The sequence below is a fragment of the Vibrio sp. K4 genome, assembly GCF_051122595.1.
In the GTDB taxonomy this organism is placed as follows: domain Bacteria; phylum Pseudomonadota; class Gammaproteobacteria; order Enterobacterales; family Vibrionaceae; genus Vibrio; species Vibrio owensii.
Genome location: NZ_CP178578.1, coordinates 1,438,646 through 1,455,906, shown reverse-complemented (window position 1 = coordinate 1,455,906; position 17,261 = coordinate 1,438,646). Strand labels below are relative to the sequence as shown.

Here is a 17,261-nt window from a genome sequence, read left to right as displayed (position 1 = left end):
ATCCAGTTCTATTTATCTAATAGATCTGCAGAAATTGATTCGAAAAAGGCTTAACCTATGGGTTAAGCCTTTTTTATTGTTAGTTGGTTATGGAAAACACAGTCGAACTCGCGCCAGATTACTATCTCGATAACTTCTTTAAGCTCACACAGCACGCTACCGAGTGTTACAGCGATTTACTTAGCGAAGATGAACACCAATGGCTATCCGCGTTTAAGAGCTTAAACAAGCCTGCACAGTGCCTTCTCGTGCGTCTTTACAGCCGTAAAGGGTGCTGGTTTCGTAGCGACAAACTCAACTATCAAGAAATTGAGAACATCCAGTCGGCTTTGGATGAATTGGCAACTCATGGTTTTGTCTCGCTCTCCCCTGACCTAACGATACAGGAGTTATCAGCGAATCTACTGACCAAGCCAGAGATCGTCACGCTCTATCCTGAGCATCCTAAATCCCTCAAGAAAGAGGCGTTAGTAGCATGCCTGAGTGAAGAGCGTTTCGAGCTATTTGAGGCTCTGGATTTCACGGTGATTAAGCTTAACTCCGCACACATGATTGATGTTTTGCTGACGCTGTTTTTTGCGAATACCCATCAAGACCTCAGCCAATTCGTGCTCGACGATTTAGGCTTACACCAATTCGAACAATACCAGTTAAGTAAAGCGCGTCGATTCTTTGAGAGCAGAGAGCAAATCGATCGGCTTATTGAACTCAGCCAACTCTCCAACCTTTATTGGCAATGCGACAGAAAACAAAAAGCGAACCTCGATATTCTTATCGAAGCGATGCCAGAACGGGTTGAACATCACTACGTCGACCGTAAACGCGAGCACATGATTAACGACATTGCCCGTGATTACGAGCGCATAAACGAGCTTGAGATTGCAATTGCGTTGTTTGAGACAACCACACTCACGCCAAGCCGAGAGCGTCGTGCTCGCATTTACGACAAGCTAGAACAAAACAATTTATTTAGTGACATTGTCACGGAAATGCTCACCCACCCTATCGATGTCTCTGAGTTTGAGGTGGCACAGAAGCTCGAACAACGCGTTAAACGTAAACAAGGCTTGAAAGTCCCGAGAGCCACCAAGCCCGAGTGCAACGAATACCGCATCGAATTGGATCTATCTCAGCAACGGGTAGAGCTGGCAACCAAAGCGCATTTCGAAAGTTTAGGTTGGACCGTTTTCTATTCCGAGAATACCCTGCTCAACAGCTTGTTAGGCTTAACCTTGTGGGATGCGATTTTTGCACCGATAGAAGGCGCATTCATTAACGCATATCAACATCGACCATTGGATTTGTATCACGCCGATTTTGTCGATAAAAGAAAGCAGCTTATCGACAATGCGCTTGAGCAAGTTCAACAAGGCAATACACAGGCGTTGTTTGATACATACCGAGATAAAGTTGGGGTCAGTAATCCCTTCGTCAGTTGGGCATACGTGAACGAAGAGCTAATCTCCCTAGCACTTGAACACATCCCTAATGCCCTGTTGGTCGAACTGTTTAACGTGCAGTTAAGTGACCTAAAACTCTATCGAAACGGTATGCCGGATTTGATTGCATTTAAAGATGGGAAGTTTGAATGGATAGAAGTGAAAGGTCCGGGCGACAAACTCCAAGATAACCAATGGCGTTGGATCAAGGAGTTCAATCGCCTCAATGTGCCGTTCTCTGTCTGTTATGTAACGGCACAAGCTTAGAAAGGTCTTAGCTGCTTACTTTGGCGTTCTTCTGACCTTTCTTCTCTTTCAATTGATCAATCACGTAGCTTGGTGCGACTTTCTCTAGTTCGCCCAAGCACTCATCTGTTTTCGGGTTGTCGTAACGAACATAAATGTCGCAAACCGCATAAAGCTGTTCCGGCGCACCAGAAATCAAATACGCTTGCTCAAAAGACTTCACCGATTTGTCTAGGTTGTAGTCCTCTTGCAGTACACCATTGAGATACCAGTAGTAGCTGTTATCTTTCGCCATGTTGGCCGCTTTTTCGATTTCTGTCGCTGCATTCTTCTTCTCATCCAAACGCACCAGCGTCAGCGCTTTCGAGTAATGCAAAGACGCATTATCAGGATGAAGTTTAATTGCAGAATCTAATGTCTTGACCGCATCAGCATCGCGTTGCTGCGCTCGGTAGTTGTCGGCCAAGCTTAGCCAGATTTGTGGATTTTCAGGCTGATTGGTCACCAAAGCTTGATAGATTTTATCCGCTTTATCCCATTCATGGTGCCAACGATAAACATCCGCTAACAGCAGTTTGGAGCCGTCATCTTTCTTGTGCTCTAAGTAGCTGATCAGTTCAGCAACCGGCGCTTCCAGCGTTTGCTGTTGCTCGCTGCTCACGTTGGAAAAGTCACGCACTAAGTTGGTCGCAGCAGTAATGCGAACCATGGCCTCTGGATCACTCAACAGTGGCTCAATCATGCGCCAGCGATGTTCAATCGTGTAAGGTTCTGCTCCCACAATCGCGGCTTCACGAACCGCAGGATCTTGGTCTTGAAGGCTGCGCGCAACTGCCACCAGCGCGTTTTGACTTGGGTATTTTGCCAACTCATGCAACGCTTCAATGCGCTTTTCTACTGGTTGTTTCACGTCTTGTGCTTGATAAGACCACTTCGCAACCACTTGTTGCGGCGACATCTGTGCTGAATGGGTTTCCTCTGCACTTGTCACGCTCGCAGAAGAAACTTGGTCCGGTGCTAGCAAGGTCTCATCCTGCGCTGCAACAGATTGGCTTACGGTGACGCCTAGAGCGATGGCTAATAACGTTTTTGAGAATGTCATATCAACCCCCTTAAAATTTGGTTTCGAATACAGGACGCTTCGCCGCTTGTTGGCGTAACACTGCATCACTGTATTTGCCATGTGCCACAGGGTTACCCGTTGCACGAAGAATGTATGCCATTGCCTTATCAGCATGAGAGAAGAACTTTTTCCAACCTGCACATAGGTAGTTCAACCCAGGTTCACCGTCTTTAGTGCGAATGAAACGGTTTTTCGGACACTCGCCGTAACAAGCAAATTGGTAATCACACTGTTGGCACTGCTTGGTTAGCGAGCGAGTCTTGGCAAAGCCAAACTTTTGTTGTTCAGGACCATACGCCAAGGTGTCTAACTTTTCGTGGTGGATGTTGCCAATCTTGTATTCTGGGTAAACGTAATGGTCACAAGCGAAAACGTCACCGTTTGGTTCCATTGCCAAGCCTTTGCCGCAAATCTCGCCCAGTGTACAAAGTGGGTTTTTGCGCCCCATCCAAGTCTCTACACTCGCTTCAAAGTACTGAACAAACACCTTGCCAATGTCGTGTTGAATCCACTCATCAAAAATCGCGATAAGGAAGTTACCCCACGCCTCGTCTGCCACACACCATGGCTCAACCACAGAGTCTTTGTGACCAGGAATAAGACGCTTGTCGCCTTGTTTCAGCTGCTCTTGCGGCTCCCATGTTTGAGGTGCGGTAGTACGGAACGTTTTCTGTTCTACAATGGGAATAAACTGCATTTGCGGAGAACGCACTTCATCACGCAGGAATCGGTACACCTCAAGAGGATTGCGACTGGTTAGATTGTTGACACAAGTTAGCGTTGCGAACTTCACTTCGTGTTTATGCAGCAGTTCAACAGCCTTCATCACTTGGTTAAACGTGCCACGTCCTGCGCGGTTGGTTCGGTAAGCGTTGTGCATCATTTCTGGCCCGTCGATACTCAAACCGACCAAGAAGTTATTTGCTTTTAGAAATGCACACCAATCGTCGTTGAGCAACGTGCCGTTGGTTTGTAAATCGTTTGAAATGACTACGCCTTCTGGCTTGTACTTAGATTGAAACTCAACAATCTTTTTAAAGTAATCCAAGCCCAACATCGTTGGTTCACCCCCCTGCCAAGAGAAGATGATTTCCGGCGTGTTCTGTCCTTCAATGTACTGACGAATGTAGGTTTCTAGAGTCTCTTCATCCATCACAGGCGTGCAGCCTTTTTTGTACTCAAGTAAGTCCTGCTTGCTGAGGTAATAGCAGTAAGTGCAATCAATGTTACAAGCCGCCCCGATAGGCTTCGCCATGACATGTAAACGCTTAGAGGCTTTACCGTTGAACTGAGGACCTTGAGTAATGTGCATACGTCACCTTTTTCGTTATGAAATGCATCTGAGAACGCTCATAAGCGTGCCATTCTCACCTTGATGACCTAATCATAAATCCCATTAATACAAGAGGCTTGTTATACCGTTTATAACCTTTTTTCATAGCGTTTATTGCTAATATTTATCGTGACTTTTTTGGCGAGAAACTATTGATGAAATCATTTAAAAGCAAATCGTTAACCGCACTTTCCATTCTATCATTCAGCGTATTAATGAGTGGTTGTGCGACTCAATCACCGCACCCTATCGCGCTCAACATTGATCAAGACATGGTGTTGGTTGAAGGCGGTTCATTTGTCATGGGATCGGACAGCGACTCCGCCAAGAAGGCAGAAACCCCAGCACGCGAAGTAAAGGTAGACGGCTTTTACATTTCCAAATTTGAGGTCACTCAAGAATTGTTTGAATCTGTCATGGGTTCTTCAATGAGTTACTTCCAAGGTGCAGACATCCCAGTTAACAACTTGAGCTGGCAACAGGCGAATTACTTCATCGAGAAGTTGAACGAGCTGACTGGTGAAAACTACCGCTTACCGACAGAAGCGGAATGGGAGTTTGCTGCAAAAGGTGGTAACAAGAGCCAAGGTTTCACTTACGCAGGCTCAAACAACATTGCTGATGTGGCGTGGTATGCCGACAACTCCAAAAACCAAGCTCACCCCGTAGGTCAAAAACAACCTAATGAACTTGGTCTGTATGATATGACAGGTAACGTTGGTGAGTTCGTGATCGACGCGTATGACGATACTTTCTACCGCTATGGCCCAACCGAGAACCCAAACAACGCTAAAGATGAAAAAGCCGGCCTAGCACACAAGTCCGTACGAGGCGGCAGCTTTGCCTATGATTCTGATGAATCAGAGAATTTCCGTCGAGATTTCGCAAGCCAGTCTATAATTATGTCGGACATGGGACTTCGCCTTGCTAAAGATGCTGATTAAGCACGATTACGCATGAGAAGCGACGTTACTGCCCCTTTGCGCATTCTTACCAATTAACACGTCTCTTGGTTAGGGAAATGGTTAGGGAAAGAGGCTAAATCCACGTTGTTCTCATTTACATTTCACCTCAAATGTATACAAACAATACATTCAAACTTAGGTAAATAATAATATGAAGAAACACATCTGTGCCCTTGCAGTCTTATCTGGTTTATCGTTCTCAGCGATGGCTTTAGATTGCGACCCAAGCTTGCTACCTTCTTGGAAAGATGGAGCAAGTAAGACCGCCATCGTAAACTACGTTGACCAATCTTTGGATACAACGAAATCGACATTCATCCCTGAGCAAGACCGTATTGCCGTGTTCGATAACGACGGTACGTTATGGTCAGAGAAGCCTTTCTACTTCCAGCTGGCCTATGCGCTAGACGAAGTGAAAGTCATGGCAAAAGACCACCCAGAGTGGAAGGCGCAAGAGCCGTTCAAATCAGTATTGAACGATGATATCGAAGGCGTCTTTAAGGGCGGTGAAAAAGCACTGCTTGAGATCGTTAAAGTCACACACAGCGGCATGACGGTTGAAGAATACCAAGAGAAGGTCGCACAGTGGCTAAAAGCTGCAAAAGACCCACGTTTTGGTAAGGCGTATACCGAGCTGACTTACAAACCAATGCGTGAAATGGTGACCTATCTGCAAGAGCACGGCTTTAAGACTTACATCGTCTCTGGTGGCGGCGTGGACTTTATGCGTGTTTGGGCACCAGAAGTGTACGGCATCCCTGAAGAACAAATCATTGGTAGCGCACTAAAATACAAGTACGACTACAACGACGGTAAGCCAACTGTGACTAAGTTAGGTGAAATCCTAACGATTGATGACAAAGCCGGTAAAGTGGAAAACATTCAACACATCATCGGTAAGAAACCTGTTCTCGCAATTGGTAACTCAGACGGTGACCACGCGATGATGCAGTGGGCAACCAGTCAGCCAAACTCGATGGCGATGATCGTTCACCACACCGATGAAGATCGAGAGTGGAAATACGACCGTAAATCCAGCGTCGGCCACTTAGATAAAGCGATGGATGAAGCCAACCAACGCGATAACTGGCATCTTATCGACATGAAAAACGAATGGTGCACTGTCTACTAACACCATTACGACTTCTTCAAAGCTCCCCTTCTTGGGGAGTTTTTTTATTCATTTTCAATCGTTAGCCTTTTCTTCACGATCACTTCACGACTCTTCACACACAATGCCTCCCATCAAAACGAAGAGGTAAAAACAGAATGAAAAGAACAGTCCTGACGATTCTAGCAGCAAGCTCATTTTCGGTAGCAGCCGCACCTTATGTGGGTTTGGAGTATGGATTCGGCACCACCGACCACGATTTTGAAACATCTTTTGACGCTGACGGTGTGAATCTAAACCCTGAATTGGAAGACGGTATTTTTGGTGGCTTTGTTGGCTACTCGATCAACGACTCTTGGGCGTTAGAACTGGGTTACAACCAATTTGAACTAGAAGATAGCCGTTCAAAGAACCTAGGCATCCAGAATTTTGATGGAAAAGACTACCACCGTGACATGGAATGGGATTCATCCATCAAAGCAAAACAAATCACCCTTGCTCCTGTGTTTAGCTACGCATTAAACGACAAATGGACCACCAAAGTAAAAGCGGGTCTGAGCTACACACAATACGAATCGAAAGCCGGTAAGTACGAAGAGCACGAGCTGGTTTCAAATGACGATGTGGAAATGAGCAAAACACTTTTCCACAGCACAGAAAAGAATAACGAGTTGGGTGCCGTGTTCTCTGTTGGTGCGGAATACAAAATCTTCCCTCAATTGACCATCGGCGCAAACGCGAAGTACCAACTTGATAGCTACGCAAACACAGCATCAATCAACGTAGGTTCTACTTACTATTTCTAACTTAGGAAGCCATTAGCATGAAAAAACTGATTCTTGCGTCAATGCTCGCCCTACTTTCAGGCTCAGCATTGGGTGCCTTTACCGGTCCTGAAACCGCTGCAATCAATACCGTCAAAGAAGCACAAAAAGCGGCTGATGACAGCTATGTGTTGTTAACGGGTAACATTGTGCAAGCGTTGGGCAATGAGACTTACCTATTTAAAGACAACACAGGTGAAATCCAAGTGGAGATCGACAACGAAGACTGGATGGGGCAAGACGTGTCACCAAAAGATCAAGTTGCTATCCGTGGTGAAGTGGATTCGGAATGGACTAAAACTCAAATTGAAGTTGATACCATTCAGAAGCTTTAAGCACTAGCGATTATCCCTTGTTCCAATTAAGCAAAAGCCACCTTTATCGGTGGCTTTTCGTTTTTCTAGTGAACACTCAAGCAAGGGCAATGTGGCGGAAGCACCAAGCGAATGCTTTGCGGTTTGACATCAAATCGAATCTTATTAGAACGGTAAGGCTCGCCGTCTAAGTTCAATGGTAGCGTTTTAGGAAAATCAATCTCCAACCAACTCGCCTGAGTATGCTTAACAAACTGCCCAGTCTCGGTTGGGTTTTGAATTTCATCAATCACTTGAGGTAGCTCATGGGGCAAGAATGGATGCACCAAAGTAATGTCCATTAAACCATCATCAATAAGTGCGTTTGGCGCGAGCGCTTGTCCGCCGCCAGCTAAACGACTATTACAAAATGCGCCAACGAGAATTTCTCCCTGATAACTGCCCTGTTCTATCGTCAACGAGCCATCATAAGGTTTAAACCCTAGCGCTTTTACTAGTCCTGTTAATGTGTAAGCGCCACCACCTAAAAAGTTCTTCAGCTCTACGGGCGTCTCTGCGGTAATCTCTGCACCAAAACCTGCCGCTGCAATATTCATAAAATAACGGTCGTTGGCTTGAACGCTATCTACCGCAACGGCGTCACCATTGACCGCGAGCTCGATGGATTCTCGAATCGTGGTTGGGATCTTTGTTGCAGTTGCGAAATCATTCGCCGTCCCCATTGGGATAATGGCCAATTCAGGCCGAGCATTCGGGTCAATCTGGTTGAGCGCTGTGACTGCTTCGTTGACAGTCCCATCACCACCCGCGACAACAATACGTCTAATGCCTTCATTGACCGCTTCTTTGACTAAGCGCTCCATGTCTGCAGACTCCCAAGTCACACGAACTTGCAAATCTACACCCTGCTCTCGCATTCGCATGATCTCGTTGCGAAGTTCAGGGGTTCCGGCTTTCTTACCGTTTAGAATGGCACGTATTGTCTTCATGCTCGCTCCTCGTTATCGAATCGTTTTACCCGCTTGTTTTAGCTGAGCTCTTAACCATTGATGCGCGCTTTCATTACTGCGGCTAGAGTGCCAAATCGCACAAAGGTCATGCACACTGTCATTGAACGGCAACGGCACGGCTTTAATGTCATAGGTTTTTGAGAAGTGTTCGATGGTCGACAGTGGCAACATACCGATGTATTCACTGCCGTTGATCACTGGCAACATTTCCATCGCACCGGCCGCACGATACACAATGTTGCGACTCGCCAAATCTTCAATGTCTTCACCCGTTAACAAACTATTGCGAGCGTGCCAACGAGATACAACAACGTGTTCTTCCGCCAAGAATTGCTCAACTGAACAGGAATCTTGAATGCGCGGATGCTCAGAGCTGCATACCACCATCAAACGCTCAGAAAAGATTGGGTCCATTTTTAATACCGTTCGCCCACGTGGCGGCAAATCGATGATCAAATCGTATCTTTGTAAACGTAAGTCGCTTTCGTAATCTTCGGTAAACAGCGGATGCACTTCTAACCCGATATTAGGGGCTTGCTCGCGGATTTGACGCATCAGTTGTGGCATCAACTCATAGCTCGCTACAGATACACAGGCGATCGAAAAAATGCGGTTAGAAACTTTAGGATCGAAACTGCTAGAAGCGGAAAGCGTAGAGGTGAAGTTTTTTAACGCAGCAACCATTGCGGGATAGATATCCATCGCAAAGCTGGTTGGCTCGACGCCAGAAGTACTTCTGTGGAAAAGTGGTTCATCGTAGATATCACGAAGACGAGCCAGTGCTTTGCTCACCGCAGGTTGGCTGATATCAAGACGAGCAGCGGCCTTAGACAGGTTCTGCTCTTCGTAAATCGCCACAAAAATTGGGATAAGGTTTAAATCGGTGCTCTTCATTTTGCAAACATAAAACAGGACATGGTCTTATTTTAGCTAACAGTATGATAGTTAACGACTCAGAACACCGGATTTGAGCGTCTATGCATGTTTTCGCGAGTTTTAACCCTGCATTGACGAAGAATATTCTGAAAATCGCTCAGGATTTTCCTAGGTAAGGGGTTAAAAAGGCACTCACCTCTTCTCCACACAAACCAATTTCTACTTCTACGCCGCCTTCTTTTAGGATGTCGATACCACGACCAGCGTTACGTGGGTCAGGATCTAACATGGCAACCACCACTCTTTTGATGCCGCAAGTCACTAAGGTTTTTGCGCAAGCAGGTGTACGTCCAACAAACGAACACGGCTCTAGTGTTACGTACGCGGTCACGTCACTTAAATCGCCGCTGTAAGCTTTGAGAGCTTCAACTTCTGCATGATTGCCGCCAATCGCCTGTGTATGCCCTTCTGACACGATTTCACCGTCTTTTACCAGCACGCAACCGACAGGTGGGTTTGGTTGACAAGCAGGCAGCGCGTTGCGTGACACTTCCAACGCACGAAGCATAAATTGTTGGCTCATTTGGATCTGATACTCGTTATTCAAAATTTGGGTGATGGATTCTAACGCCAGCATGCTTTCCTCGCTATATAAAAGTGTTTGCAAAGCTCTTACGTTCGGCCTTCCCAAACAAATCAATCCTTGTCTGATATTCATAAAAAATAAAACGGGGCGAACCGAAGTTGCCCCGTTGATTACCACTCTTCAGACCGCATTCCGAAAAAGTGACTAACGAATTCTCATCGTTAGTTCTACTGCACGAAGTTGCGCCAATGCCTTGTTCAACTCCATGTGTGCCTGTGCAAAGCTGATGTCGTCCACATGCGCGCGAATGTTTTCTTCCGCCGCTCTGCGAGCTTCTTCCGCCCTTGCTTTGTCGATGTCTTTACCGTGAAGCGCAGTATCCGCTAGCACAGTAACCACATCGGGTTGGACTTCGACCAAACCACCAGAGACATACAGAATCTCTTCAGGTTTCGACAAGTCACCAGTAATACGAGCAACGCCCGGCTTGATTTTACTGATCAGCGGTGAGTGACCAGGACGAATACCTAACTCACCATCCGCACCGGCTACCGCGATAGCATGTGCCGGACCTGAGTAAAGTGTACCCTCCGCACTTACCACATTCAGTTGAAACGTATTTTGTGAAACCGCTATGGCCATATTGCCTCCCGCGCTTTACAGTTTTTTCGCTTTTTCAAGCACTTCGTCGATGTTGCCGCAGTACATAAATGCCTGCTCTGGGATGTCATCGTACTGACCATCAAGCAGCGCTTTAAAGCCTGCAATGGTGTCTTTTAGCGGAACAAATACACCCGGTTGACCCGTAAACACCTCAGCTACGTGGTAAGGCTGAGTTAGGAAACGTTCAACTTTACGAGCACGAGACACCAAGCGCTTATCTTCTTCAGACAGTTCATCCATACCCAGGATAGCGATGATGTCTTTTAGCTCTTTATAACGTTGCAGCGTTTGCTGAACTTTACGCGCTACATCGTAGTGCTCTTGACCAACTACTTGAGGATCAAGCTGACGTGATGTCGAATCCAATGGGTCAATCGCTGGGTACAGACCCAAAGCAGCGATGTTTCGAGACAGAACAACGGTCGCATCCAAGTGCGCAAACGTGGTTGCTGGCGATGGGTCAGTCAAGTCATCCGCTGGTACGTAAACCGCTTGGATAGACGTGATAGAACCATTCTTAGTCGACGTGATACGCTCTTGAAGCACACCCATCTCTTCTGCCAGTGTTGGTTGGTAACCTACCGCAGATGGCATACGACCAAGCAATGCCGACACCTCAGTACCTGCCAATGTGTAACGGTAAATGTTATCCACGAACAACAGTACGTCACGACCTTCATCACGGAAACGTTCTGCGATGGTCAAGCCTGTTAGCGCAACACGTAGACGGTTACCCGGTGGCTCGTTCATCTGACCGTAAACCATGGCTACTTTGTCGAGAACGCCTGCTTCCTTCATTTCGTAGTAGAAGTCGTTACCCTCACGAGTACGTTCACCTACACCGGTAAATACCGACAAACCTGAGTGAGCTTTAGCAATGTTATTGATAAGCTCCATCATGTTTACCGTCTTACCTACACCCGCACCACCGAACAGACCGATCTTACCGCCCTTCGCGAACGGACAAATCAAGTCGATAACTTTAACGCCCGTTTCTAGTAGCGCAGTGCTGTTAGATTGCTCTTCGTAGCTTGGTGCATCACGGTGGATCTCGTAAGACACTTGCTCACCGATTGGACCACATTCATCGATTGGATGACCCAACACGTTCATGATACGACCTAGGGTTTCTTCACCCACAGGTACCGTGATTGGGTTGCCCGTAGATTCCACTTCTAGGCCACGTTTAAGGCCATCTGAAGAACCCATTGCGATACAGCGAACTACACCGCCGCCCAACTGTTGCTGAACTTCCAGCATCAGTGAGCCATCGCTGCCATCGTTGATTTTCAGTGCATCGTAAACTTTCGGGCCTTTGCCTTGTTCGAACTCGACGTCGACCACCGCACCGATGACTTTGACGATTTTGCCAATACTCATAATTTAAACCTCAAATTCTCTCTCTAAACCGCTTGTGCGCCGGATACAATTTCACTCAACTCTTGAGTAATCGCCGCTTGACGCGCTTTGTTGTAAACCAGCTGTAGGTCTTCAATCAGTTGCGCCGCGTTATCAGTCGCGGCAGACATTGCCATCATCCGCGCGGCTTGTTCACAAGCGATACTCTCAACCACACCCTGATAAACCAGTGATTCCACATAGCGTTGAATCAGGTGGTTGAGAATGTCTTGAGGAGACTGCTCGTAGAGGTAATCCCAACGAGCCTCTTTATCACGTGAAATGTCTTCTTTCGGGAACGGCAGCATTTGCAATACCGTTGGTTTTTGCACCATGGTGTTTACAAACTGGTTGTAAACAAGGAACAAGCGGTCGATTTTGCCTTCGGAGTAGTGCTCCATCATGGCATTAACCGCACCCAACATATCCTCCAGTTTTGGTGCATCACCAAGGCCAGAAGTCTGTGCCATTACTTTCCCGAGGGACTGGAAAAAGCTGATTGCTTTCGAACCAATGAGCGTCGTATCTACTTCAACGCCCTTCTCTTGCCAGTCCTGCATTTCTGCCAATACTTTTTTGAACAAGTTACTGTTCAGGCCACCACACAAACCTCGATCGGATGAGATGATGATGTAAGCCACTCGCTTCACTTCACGTTCTTGAAGGAAAGGATGGCTGTACTCCAGCGTACCGGACGAGACGTGACCGATAACCTTACGCATGTTCTCCGCGTAAGGACGGGACGCCTGCATGTTCTCCTGCACTTTGCGCATCTTGCTGGCGGCGACCATTTGCATCGCACTCGTAATCTTTTGCGTGCTACTCACGCTAGCAATTTTGGTGCGAATCTCTTTGGTATTTGCCATAACGGACTCCTGTTAGTGGTCCTACGATTGCAGCGCAGTGAACTCTTTCAGCAAGCTGTGTAGCTCACTCTCGATCTCGTCGTTGTAATCACCGGATTGGTTGATCTTGTCCAGTAGCGGCTGCGCGTTTGTACGACCAAATGCCATCAACTCATCTTCAAAGCGAGATATTTGGTTTAACGCCACATCAGTGAGGTAACCCTTCTCTGCTGCAAAGATCGCCAGTGCTTGCTCAGCAACGGTCATTGGTGCGTACTGCTTTTGCTTCATGAGTTCCGTTACTTTCTCACCGTGGTCAAGCTGACGACGTGTCGCTTCATCTAGGTCAGAAGAGAACTGAGCAAATGCTGCCAATTCACGGTATTGCGCCAACGCGGTACGAATACCCCCCGACAGCTTCTTGATCACTTTGGTTTGCGCTGCACCACCTACACGAGATACCGAAATACCTGGGTCAACCGCTGGACGTAAGCCTGAGTTGAATAGCTGAGTCTGTAGGAAGATTTGACCATCGGTAATCGAGATTACGTTGGTTGGTACGAATGCTGATACATCACCCGCTTGGGTTTCGATGATTGGCAGTGCGGTTAGAGAACCGGTTTTGCCTTTCACTTCACCGTTAGTGAATCGCTCTACGTATTCTTCGTTAACACGTGCTGCACGTTCTAGTAGGCGTGAGTGGAGGTAGAAAACATCACCCGGGAAGGCTTCACGACCTGGTGGACGTTTTAGAAGTAGCGAGATTTGACGGTAAGCCACCGCTTGTTTTGATAGATCATCGTATACGATCAACGCATCTTCACCACGGTCACGGAAGTATTCGCCCATGGTACAACCTGCGTATGGCGCTAGGTATTGCAGTGCTGCCGCTTCTGATGCTGACGCAACCACCACAATGGTGTTTTCTAGTGCGCCGTGTTCTTCAAGCTTGCGAACCACGTTGGCAATCGTCGATGCTTTTTGACCAATTGCGACGTAAATACATTTAACGCCCAGTTCTTTTTGGTTGATGATGGCATCAATCGCCATTGCGGTTTTACCTGTCTGACGGTCACCGATGATCAACTCACGTTGACCACGACCAATTGGCACCATGGAATCTACCGCTTTGTAACCGGTTTGGATTGGTTGGTCGACAGATTTACGGTCGATAACACCAGGGGCAATGACCTCTACAGGGTCCATACGATCGAATGACACTGCGCCTTTACCATCGATTGGTTGACCTAGCGTGTTCACGACACGACCTAGCAGACCGTTACCAACTGGCACTTCGAGAATACGACCGGTGCCTTTTACTTTCATCCCTTCTGACAAGTCCGCATATGGACCCATCACAACAGCACCAACTGAATGACGCTCTAAGTTCAGAGCCAACGCAAAGCGGTTATCTGGCAGTTCTAGCATCTCGCCTTGCATAACGTCTGCAAGACCGTGAATTGTGATGATGCCGTCACTAACGGAGACGATAGTACCTTCATTTCTCGCTTCACTTTCGAGGTTGAAGTTAACAATTCGCTCTCTGATTAATTCACTGATTTCATTTGAATTTAATTGCATTTCTATACCCCGTTACACATGTAGGTTGGTCGCCAATCGGCTTAGGTTGGTGAGGACACTGCCGTCATACACGGTCTGCCCTGCTGTGATCACCACACCACCTACAAGGGATGGATCCAGTTGTGTTTCTAGTGTGATGGCTTTACCGTACTTTTCGGTTAACGCTTGTTTAAGCCTTGCCATCTGTTCCTCATCCAGAGGTTCTGAAACACGCACTGTTACTGTCATGGTTCGTTCGTAATCCGCTTTCATCTCTTGGAACTGAACGTTTACTTCACTGAGCGCTTTTAGACGCTTGTTCTCTTCCATAATGCGAAGAAAATTCTCGAAGTTTTGATTCAACCATTCACCACCAGCATGAAGAATCAGATCCAACAATGGTTGTTCAGAACCGTCTTCATCAAGGTCATTCAAGACCAGAAGCGTGTTAGGTTGTTCCAAGACCACTTGGGTAATCGCAAACATTTGTTGCCAATCGTCCAAGCATTCTGCATCGCGTGCGTAATCAAACGCCGCTTTTGCGTAGGGTTGAGCTACCACTGTCAATTCGGACATGTGCCCTCCTACATTTCGTTGATGAAGCGGTTCACCAAGTCGCGGTTAGCCGAGCTATCCAGATTGCGATTAATCAGCTTGCTGGCACTTTCAATCACCAGATCCGCCATTTCATCTTTCAGCTCTTGGCGAACTTTGCTGCGTTCGCTTTCCACTTCTGCTTTGCCTTCTGCGACAATGCGCGCTTTCTCTTGATTTGCCAGATCAACCGCTTCCGCAACCATCTGTTCTTGACGTTGCTTACCTTGGTTGATGATAGCTTGAGCTTTTGAGCGAGCTTCTGTCAGCAGCGCTTCACCGTTCGCTTTTGCCAGTTCTAACTCTTGTGCTGCTTTTTCTGTTTGCTCAAGACCTTGGGCAATTTCAGCACGACGCTCATCAAGCAGTTTTACAAGTGGTGGCCAGACATATTTCATGCACAGCCAAACGAAAATCACGAAGGAGATCGCCTGACCAAACATTGAGGCATTTAAGTTCATAGCACCCTCTCTTCTATAACGTTATGAAAATTATTAATTCGAATTACGCTACAGCGAAGATGATGTACAAGCCGATACCAACACCGATCATTGGCACCGCGTCCACAAGACCCATCATGATGAAGAATTGAGTACGAAGCATTGGGGTCAAATCAGGTTGACGAGCCACACCTTCAAGGTATTTACCTGCAAGGTTACCGATACCTGCTGCGGCACCCGCTGCACCAAGACCGATCAGTAGTGCACCCGCCACGTAAAGAACTGCGCTAACGATATCCATAACAACTCCTAGAATTGAATTTTTTAATTAATAAACAAGATTTTTGAAATTAATGCTCTTCAACAGCCATGCCGAGATAAACCACGGTCAGTACCATAAAAATAAATGCTTGAAGAACAACAATAAGAATGTGGAACAGTGCCCAAGGAACACTTAGTGCCCATTGCATCCACCATGGCATTAATGCAATTAGAATGAAGATCATTTCACCTGCATACATATTGCCAAATAATCGAAGACCTAAAGATATTGGTTTAGAAATTAACGTCACCAATTCAAGAACTAAGTTCACTGGATATAACAACGGATGTGAAAATGGTTGAGTAGTTAACTCTTTAATAAAACCTTTCACGCCTTTGTTTTTAAACGTATAACCTAACACCAAAATAAATACGCCTAATGCCATCGACATCGTAATATTGACGTCAGCGGATGGTAAGTCACGGAAGTGTTCAACCCCTACAGCACGAGTAAGTGCAGGAATTAAATCAATCGGTAACAAATCCACGGCATTCATTAATAACACCCAAACAAATATTGTCAGTGCCAAAGGACCAATTAACTTGTCCTTCGCTTGAAATATTTCTTTTACGATGTCATCGACGAACTCAAATATTATCTCGATCAAACACTGGAATCGTCCTGGTACTCCTTTCGTTCCTTTCGTCACCGCATAACGGAATGAAAGGATGAAAACGAGCCCCGTCAACCAGACCATGATCATGGAATCAAGGTTAATTCCAAACCAACCGTCGCCGGCGGTGAGAAAGGTCAAGTGGTGCTCAATATATTCATGAGCGGACTGGACAGTCTCCATTTATGCCTTCCTTTCGAAGCGGTCTCTGAACAGCGGCGTTAAGAAGTGACCAAACATCGTCACACAAAAGCCTATCAGGACCACGATGTTGCGAAGAGCCATAAATCGAAACGTCAAAACAAACATCACAATGGTGTAAATGACTTTGATATTTCGACTCAGATGCATGAGGTCACGCAAACTCTCTTCTGGTTTCACCCTAGATTTAATGGACGCGAATACCATGCCAAACAGAGATGGAAGAATCGCAATCAGTACCCCAGTGATTGCTGATTCAGCGCTTAGAGTCCCGCTTCGCATGTACTCATACGCGATGAATACCAGACCCAAAGCTGCTTGAGCAATCAGAATCCTCTTGCCTGCCACCAATATTGGGTCGTCGTGAATATTAGCTTCCATAAATCACCCTTTAAAATAATATCGAATTAAAACTTCTGATAATTAAACTTCACAAAATAAAGCTGCCTAGTGACGACGAATTATATTAAGATAAATTTAATACACAGAATTAAATTTAATCTGATAATTATTATTCACATATTTAAAAATCAAAACGGAATCACTCCGTATTTCCGTTTCCCCAGAAATATACACCGATAATTTTAATAATCTAAATCGAAAAACTTGCAAATTATCATTCCATTTTTGAAGTGTTATTTTATTTGAACAAATCAAAAATGAAATATACATTGAATAAGCCGTCTTTATCAGGGTTAAGACGAAAAGCTTGTCACATGGAAGTGACACTCCATCACGAAAGGAATTAAAGTGATTTATTGGTTATATAATCTTAAAAATACTATTTTAATATATAGC

At 46.1% G+C, this 17,261-nt stretch carries 19 protein-coding genes; 5 read left to right on the top strand and 14 right to left on the bottom strand.

The features are described 5' to 3' along the window. The first annotated feature begins 89 nt into the window (after nucleotides 1–89). Nucleotides 90–1,706: a VRR-NUC domain-containing protein gene (locus tag ACLIIY_RS24075; RefSeq protein ID WP_434528650.1), complete on the top strand. Its 1,617-nt coding sequence runs from the start codon at nucleotides 90–92 to the stop codon at nucleotides 1,704–1,706. A gap of 7 nt (nucleotides 1,707–1,713) precedes the next feature. On the opposite strand, the gene ACLIIY_RS24070 is transcribed toward ACLIIY_RS24075, so the two are convergent. Next, complete coding sequence (locus ACLIIY_RS24070) at nucleotides 1,714–2,787, bottom strand: HEAT repeat domain-containing protein (RefSeq protein WP_038897160.1); 1,074 nt, start codon at nucleotides 2,785–2,787, stop codon at nucleotides 1,714–1,716. A gap of 10 nt (nucleotides 2,788–2,797) precedes the next feature. Next, nucleotides 2,798–4,120 (bottom strand): anaerobic sulfatase maturase, encoded by a 1,323-nt coding sequence (locus tag ACLIIY_RS24065; protein WP_005437723.1) that lies wholly within the window; start codon nucleotides 4,118–4,120, stop codon nucleotides 2,798–2,800. A 176-nt stretch (nucleotides 4,121–4,296) separates the two neighbouring features. On the opposite strand from ACLIIY_RS24065, the gene ACLIIY_RS24060 reads away from it, so the two are divergent. The 4 genes from ACLIIY_RS24060 (at nucleotide 4,297) to ACLIIY_RS24045 (ending at nucleotide 7,376) form a co-directional block, all read left to right on the top strand. Beyond that, nucleotides 4,297–5,085 carry a formylglycine-generating enzyme family protein gene (locus tag ACLIIY_RS24060; protein ID WP_005437724.1) on the top strand — a complete coding sequence of 263 codons (789 nt, stop codon included), beginning with the start codon at nucleotides 4,297–4,299 and terminating at the stop codon, nucleotides 5,083–5,085. Nucleotides 5,086–5,257: 172 nt separating this feature from the next. Continuing rightward, a complete protein-coding gene (locus ACLIIY_RS24055; protein ID WP_434528649.1) occupies nucleotides 5,258–6,238 on the top strand; it encodes an HAD family hydrolase in 981 nt (326 codons plus the stop codon). A 137-nt stretch (nucleotides 6,239–6,375) separates the two neighbouring features. Continuing rightward, nucleotides 6,376–7,023, top strand: coding sequence for an AcfA family outer membrane beta-barrel protein (locus ACLIIY_RS24050; protein ID WP_434528648.1), 648 nt, complete (start codon nucleotides 6,376–6,378; stop codon nucleotides 7,021–7,023). A 17-nt stretch (nucleotides 7,024–7,040) separates the two neighbouring features. Next, on the top strand, nucleotides 7,041–7,376 hold the full coding sequence (locus tag ACLIIY_RS24045) for a YgiW/YdeI family stress tolerance OB fold protein (RefSeq protein WP_434528647.1): 336 nt from the start codon (nucleotides 7,041–7,043) through the stop codon (nucleotides 7,374–7,376). A gap of 65 nt (nucleotides 7,377–7,441) precedes the next feature. Here ACLIIY_RS24045 and yegS read toward each other — a convergent pair whose 3' ends face one another. The 12 genes from yegS to ACLIIY_RS23985 form a co-directional block, all read right to left on the bottom strand. Next, entirely contained in the window at nucleotides 7,442–8,344 is a 903-nt protein-coding gene (gene yegS, locus ACLIIY_RS24040) for a lipid kinase YegS (RefSeq protein WP_434528646.1), read from the bottom strand. A gap of 12 nt (nucleotides 8,345–8,356) precedes the next feature. Then, nucleotides 8,357–9,259, bottom strand: a complete 903-nt coding sequence (locus tag ACLIIY_RS24035; protein WP_005437729.1) for a LysR family transcriptional regulator — start codon at nucleotides 9,257–9,259, stop codon at nucleotides 8,357–8,359. Between the two features lie 139 nt (nucleotides 9,260–9,398). Further along, entirely contained in the window at nucleotides 9,399–9,824 is a 426-nt protein-coding gene (locus tag ACLIIY_RS24030) for a bifunctional diaminohydroxyphosphoribosylaminopyrimidine deaminase/5-amino-6-(5-phosphoribosylamino)uracil reductase RibD (protein ID WP_434529517.1), read from the bottom strand. Nucleotides 9,825–10,031: 207 nt separating this feature from the next. After that, nucleotides 10,032–10,469, bottom strand: coding sequence for a F0F1 ATP synthase subunit epsilon (locus ACLIIY_RS24025; RefSeq protein WP_005431788.1), 438 nt, complete (start codon nucleotides 10,467–10,469; stop codon nucleotides 10,032–10,034). A gap of 15 nt (nucleotides 10,470–10,484) precedes the next feature. Beyond that, complete coding sequence (atpD, locus tag ACLIIY_RS24020) at nucleotides 10,485–11,870, bottom strand: F0F1 ATP synthase subunit beta (protein WP_005431749.1); 1,386 nt, start codon at nucleotides 11,868–11,870, stop codon at nucleotides 10,485–10,487. 23 nt (nucleotides 11,871–11,893) lie between these two features. After that, complete coding sequence (atpG, locus tag ACLIIY_RS24015; protein WP_005431811.1) at nucleotides 11,894–12,754, bottom strand: F0F1 ATP synthase subunit gamma; 861 nt, start codon at nucleotides 12,752–12,754, stop codon at nucleotides 11,894–11,896. 21 nt (nucleotides 12,755–12,775) lie between these two features. Beyond that, a complete protein-coding gene (gene atpA, locus ACLIIY_RS24010; RefSeq protein ID WP_009699258.1) occupies nucleotides 12,776–14,314 on the bottom strand; it encodes a F0F1 ATP synthase subunit alpha in 1,539 nt (512 codons plus the stop codon). 12 nt (nucleotides 14,315–14,326) lie between these two features. Next, a complete protein-coding gene (locus tag ACLIIY_RS24005) occupies nucleotides 14,327–14,869 on the bottom strand; it encodes a F0F1 ATP synthase subunit delta (protein WP_005431763.1) in 543 nt (180 codons plus the stop codon). Between the two features lie 8 nt (nucleotides 14,870–14,877). Further along, nucleotides 14,878–15,348: a F0F1 ATP synthase subunit B gene (locus ACLIIY_RS24000; protein WP_005431830.1), complete on the bottom strand. Its 471-nt coding sequence runs from the start codon at nucleotides 15,346–15,348 to the stop codon at nucleotides 14,878–14,880. 43 nt (nucleotides 15,349–15,391) lie between these two features. After that, entirely contained in the window at nucleotides 15,392–15,628 is a 237-nt protein-coding gene (gene atpE / locus ACLIIY_RS23995) for a F0F1 ATP synthase subunit C (RefSeq protein WP_004727739.1), read from the bottom strand. Between the two features lie 49 nt (nucleotides 15,629–15,677). After that, complete coding sequence (gene atpB, locus ACLIIY_RS23990) at nucleotides 15,678–16,445, bottom strand: F0F1 ATP synthase subunit A (protein ID WP_005533315.1); 768 nt, start codon at nucleotides 16,443–16,445, stop codon at nucleotides 15,678–15,680. Beyond that, a complete protein-coding gene (locus tag ACLIIY_RS23985) occupies nucleotides 16,446–16,844 on the bottom strand; it encodes an ATP synthase subunit I (RefSeq protein WP_005447171.1) in 399 nt (132 codons plus the stop codon). It lies immediately after the preceding gene. Nucleotides 16,845–17,261 lie beyond the last annotated feature (417 nt).

Excerpts from the sequence above, each read along its gene's own strand:
- atpB (WP_005533315.1), bottom strand. The coding sequence starts at position 16,445 with ATGGAGACTGTCCAGTCCGCTCATGAATATATTGAGCACCACTTGACC.
- atpD (WP_005431749.1), bottom strand. The coding sequence starts at position 11,870 with ATGAGTATTGGCAAAATCGTCAAAGTCATCGGTGCGGTGGTCGACGTC.
- atpG (WP_005431811.1), bottom strand. The coding sequence starts at position 12,754 with ATGGCAAATACCAAAGAGATTCGCACCAAAATTGCTAGCGTGAGTAGC.
- ACLIIY_RS24055 (WP_434528649.1), top strand. The coding sequence starts at position 5,258 with ATGAAGAAACACATCTGTGCCCTTGCAGTCTTATCTGGTTTATCGTTC.
- ACLIIY_RS24025 (WP_005431788.1), bottom strand. The coding sequence starts at position 10,469 with ATGGCCATAGCGGTTTCACAAAATACGTTTCAACTGAATGTGGTAAGT.
- ACLIIY_RS24030 (WP_434529517.1), bottom strand. The coding sequence starts at position 9,824 with ATGAGCCAACAATTTATGCTTCGTGCGTTGGAAGTGTCACGCAACGCG.
- ACLIIY_RS24075 (WP_434528650.1), top strand. The coding sequence starts at position 90 with ATGGAAAACACAGTCGAACTCGCGCCAGATTACTATCTCGATAACTTC.
- atpE (WP_004727739.1), bottom strand. The coding sequence starts at position 15,628 with ATGGATATCGTTAGCGCAGTTCTTTACGTGGCGGGTGCACTACTGATC.
- ACLIIY_RS24000 (WP_005431830.1), bottom strand. The coding sequence starts at position 15,348 with ATGAACTTAAATGCCTCAATGTTTGGTCAGGCGATCTCCTTCGTGATT.
- ACLIIY_RS24045 (WP_434528647.1), top strand. The coding sequence starts at position 7,041 with ATGAAAAAACTGATTCTTGCGTCAATGCTCGCCCTACTTTCAGGCTCA.
- ACLIIY_RS24070 (WP_038897160.1), bottom strand. The coding sequence starts at position 2,787 with ATGACATTCTCAAAAACGTTATTAGCCATCGCTCTAGGCGTCACCGTA.
- atpA (WP_009699258.1), bottom strand. The coding sequence starts at position 14,314 with ATGCAATTAAATTCAAATGAAATCAGTGAATTAATCAGAGAGCGAATT.
- ACLIIY_RS24050 (WP_434528648.1), top strand. The coding sequence starts at position 6,376 with ATGAAAAGAACAGTCCTGACGATTCTAGCAGCAAGCTCATTTTCGGTA.
- ACLIIY_RS24060 (WP_005437724.1), top strand. The coding sequence starts at position 4,297 with ATGAAATCATTTAAAAGCAAATCGTTAACCGCACTTTCCATTCTATCA.
- ACLIIY_RS23985 (WP_005447171.1), bottom strand. The coding sequence starts at position 16,844 with ATGGAAGCTAATATTCACGACGACCCAATATTGGTGGCAGGCAAGAGG.
- ACLIIY_RS24065 (WP_005437723.1), bottom strand. The coding sequence starts at position 4,120 with ATGCACATTACTCAAGGTCCTCAGTTCAACGGTAAAGCCTCTAAGCGT.
- ACLIIY_RS24035 (WP_005437729.1), bottom strand. The coding sequence starts at position 9,259 with ATGAAGAGCACCGATTTAAACCTTATCCCAATTTTTGTGGCGATTTAC.
- yegS (WP_434528646.1), bottom strand. The coding sequence starts at position 8,344 with ATGAAGACAATACGTGCCATTCTAAACGGTAAGAAAGCCGGAACCCCT.
- ACLIIY_RS24005 (WP_005431763.1), bottom strand. The coding sequence starts at position 14,869 with ATGTCCGAATTGACAGTGGTAGCTCAACCCTACGCAAAAGCGGCGTTT.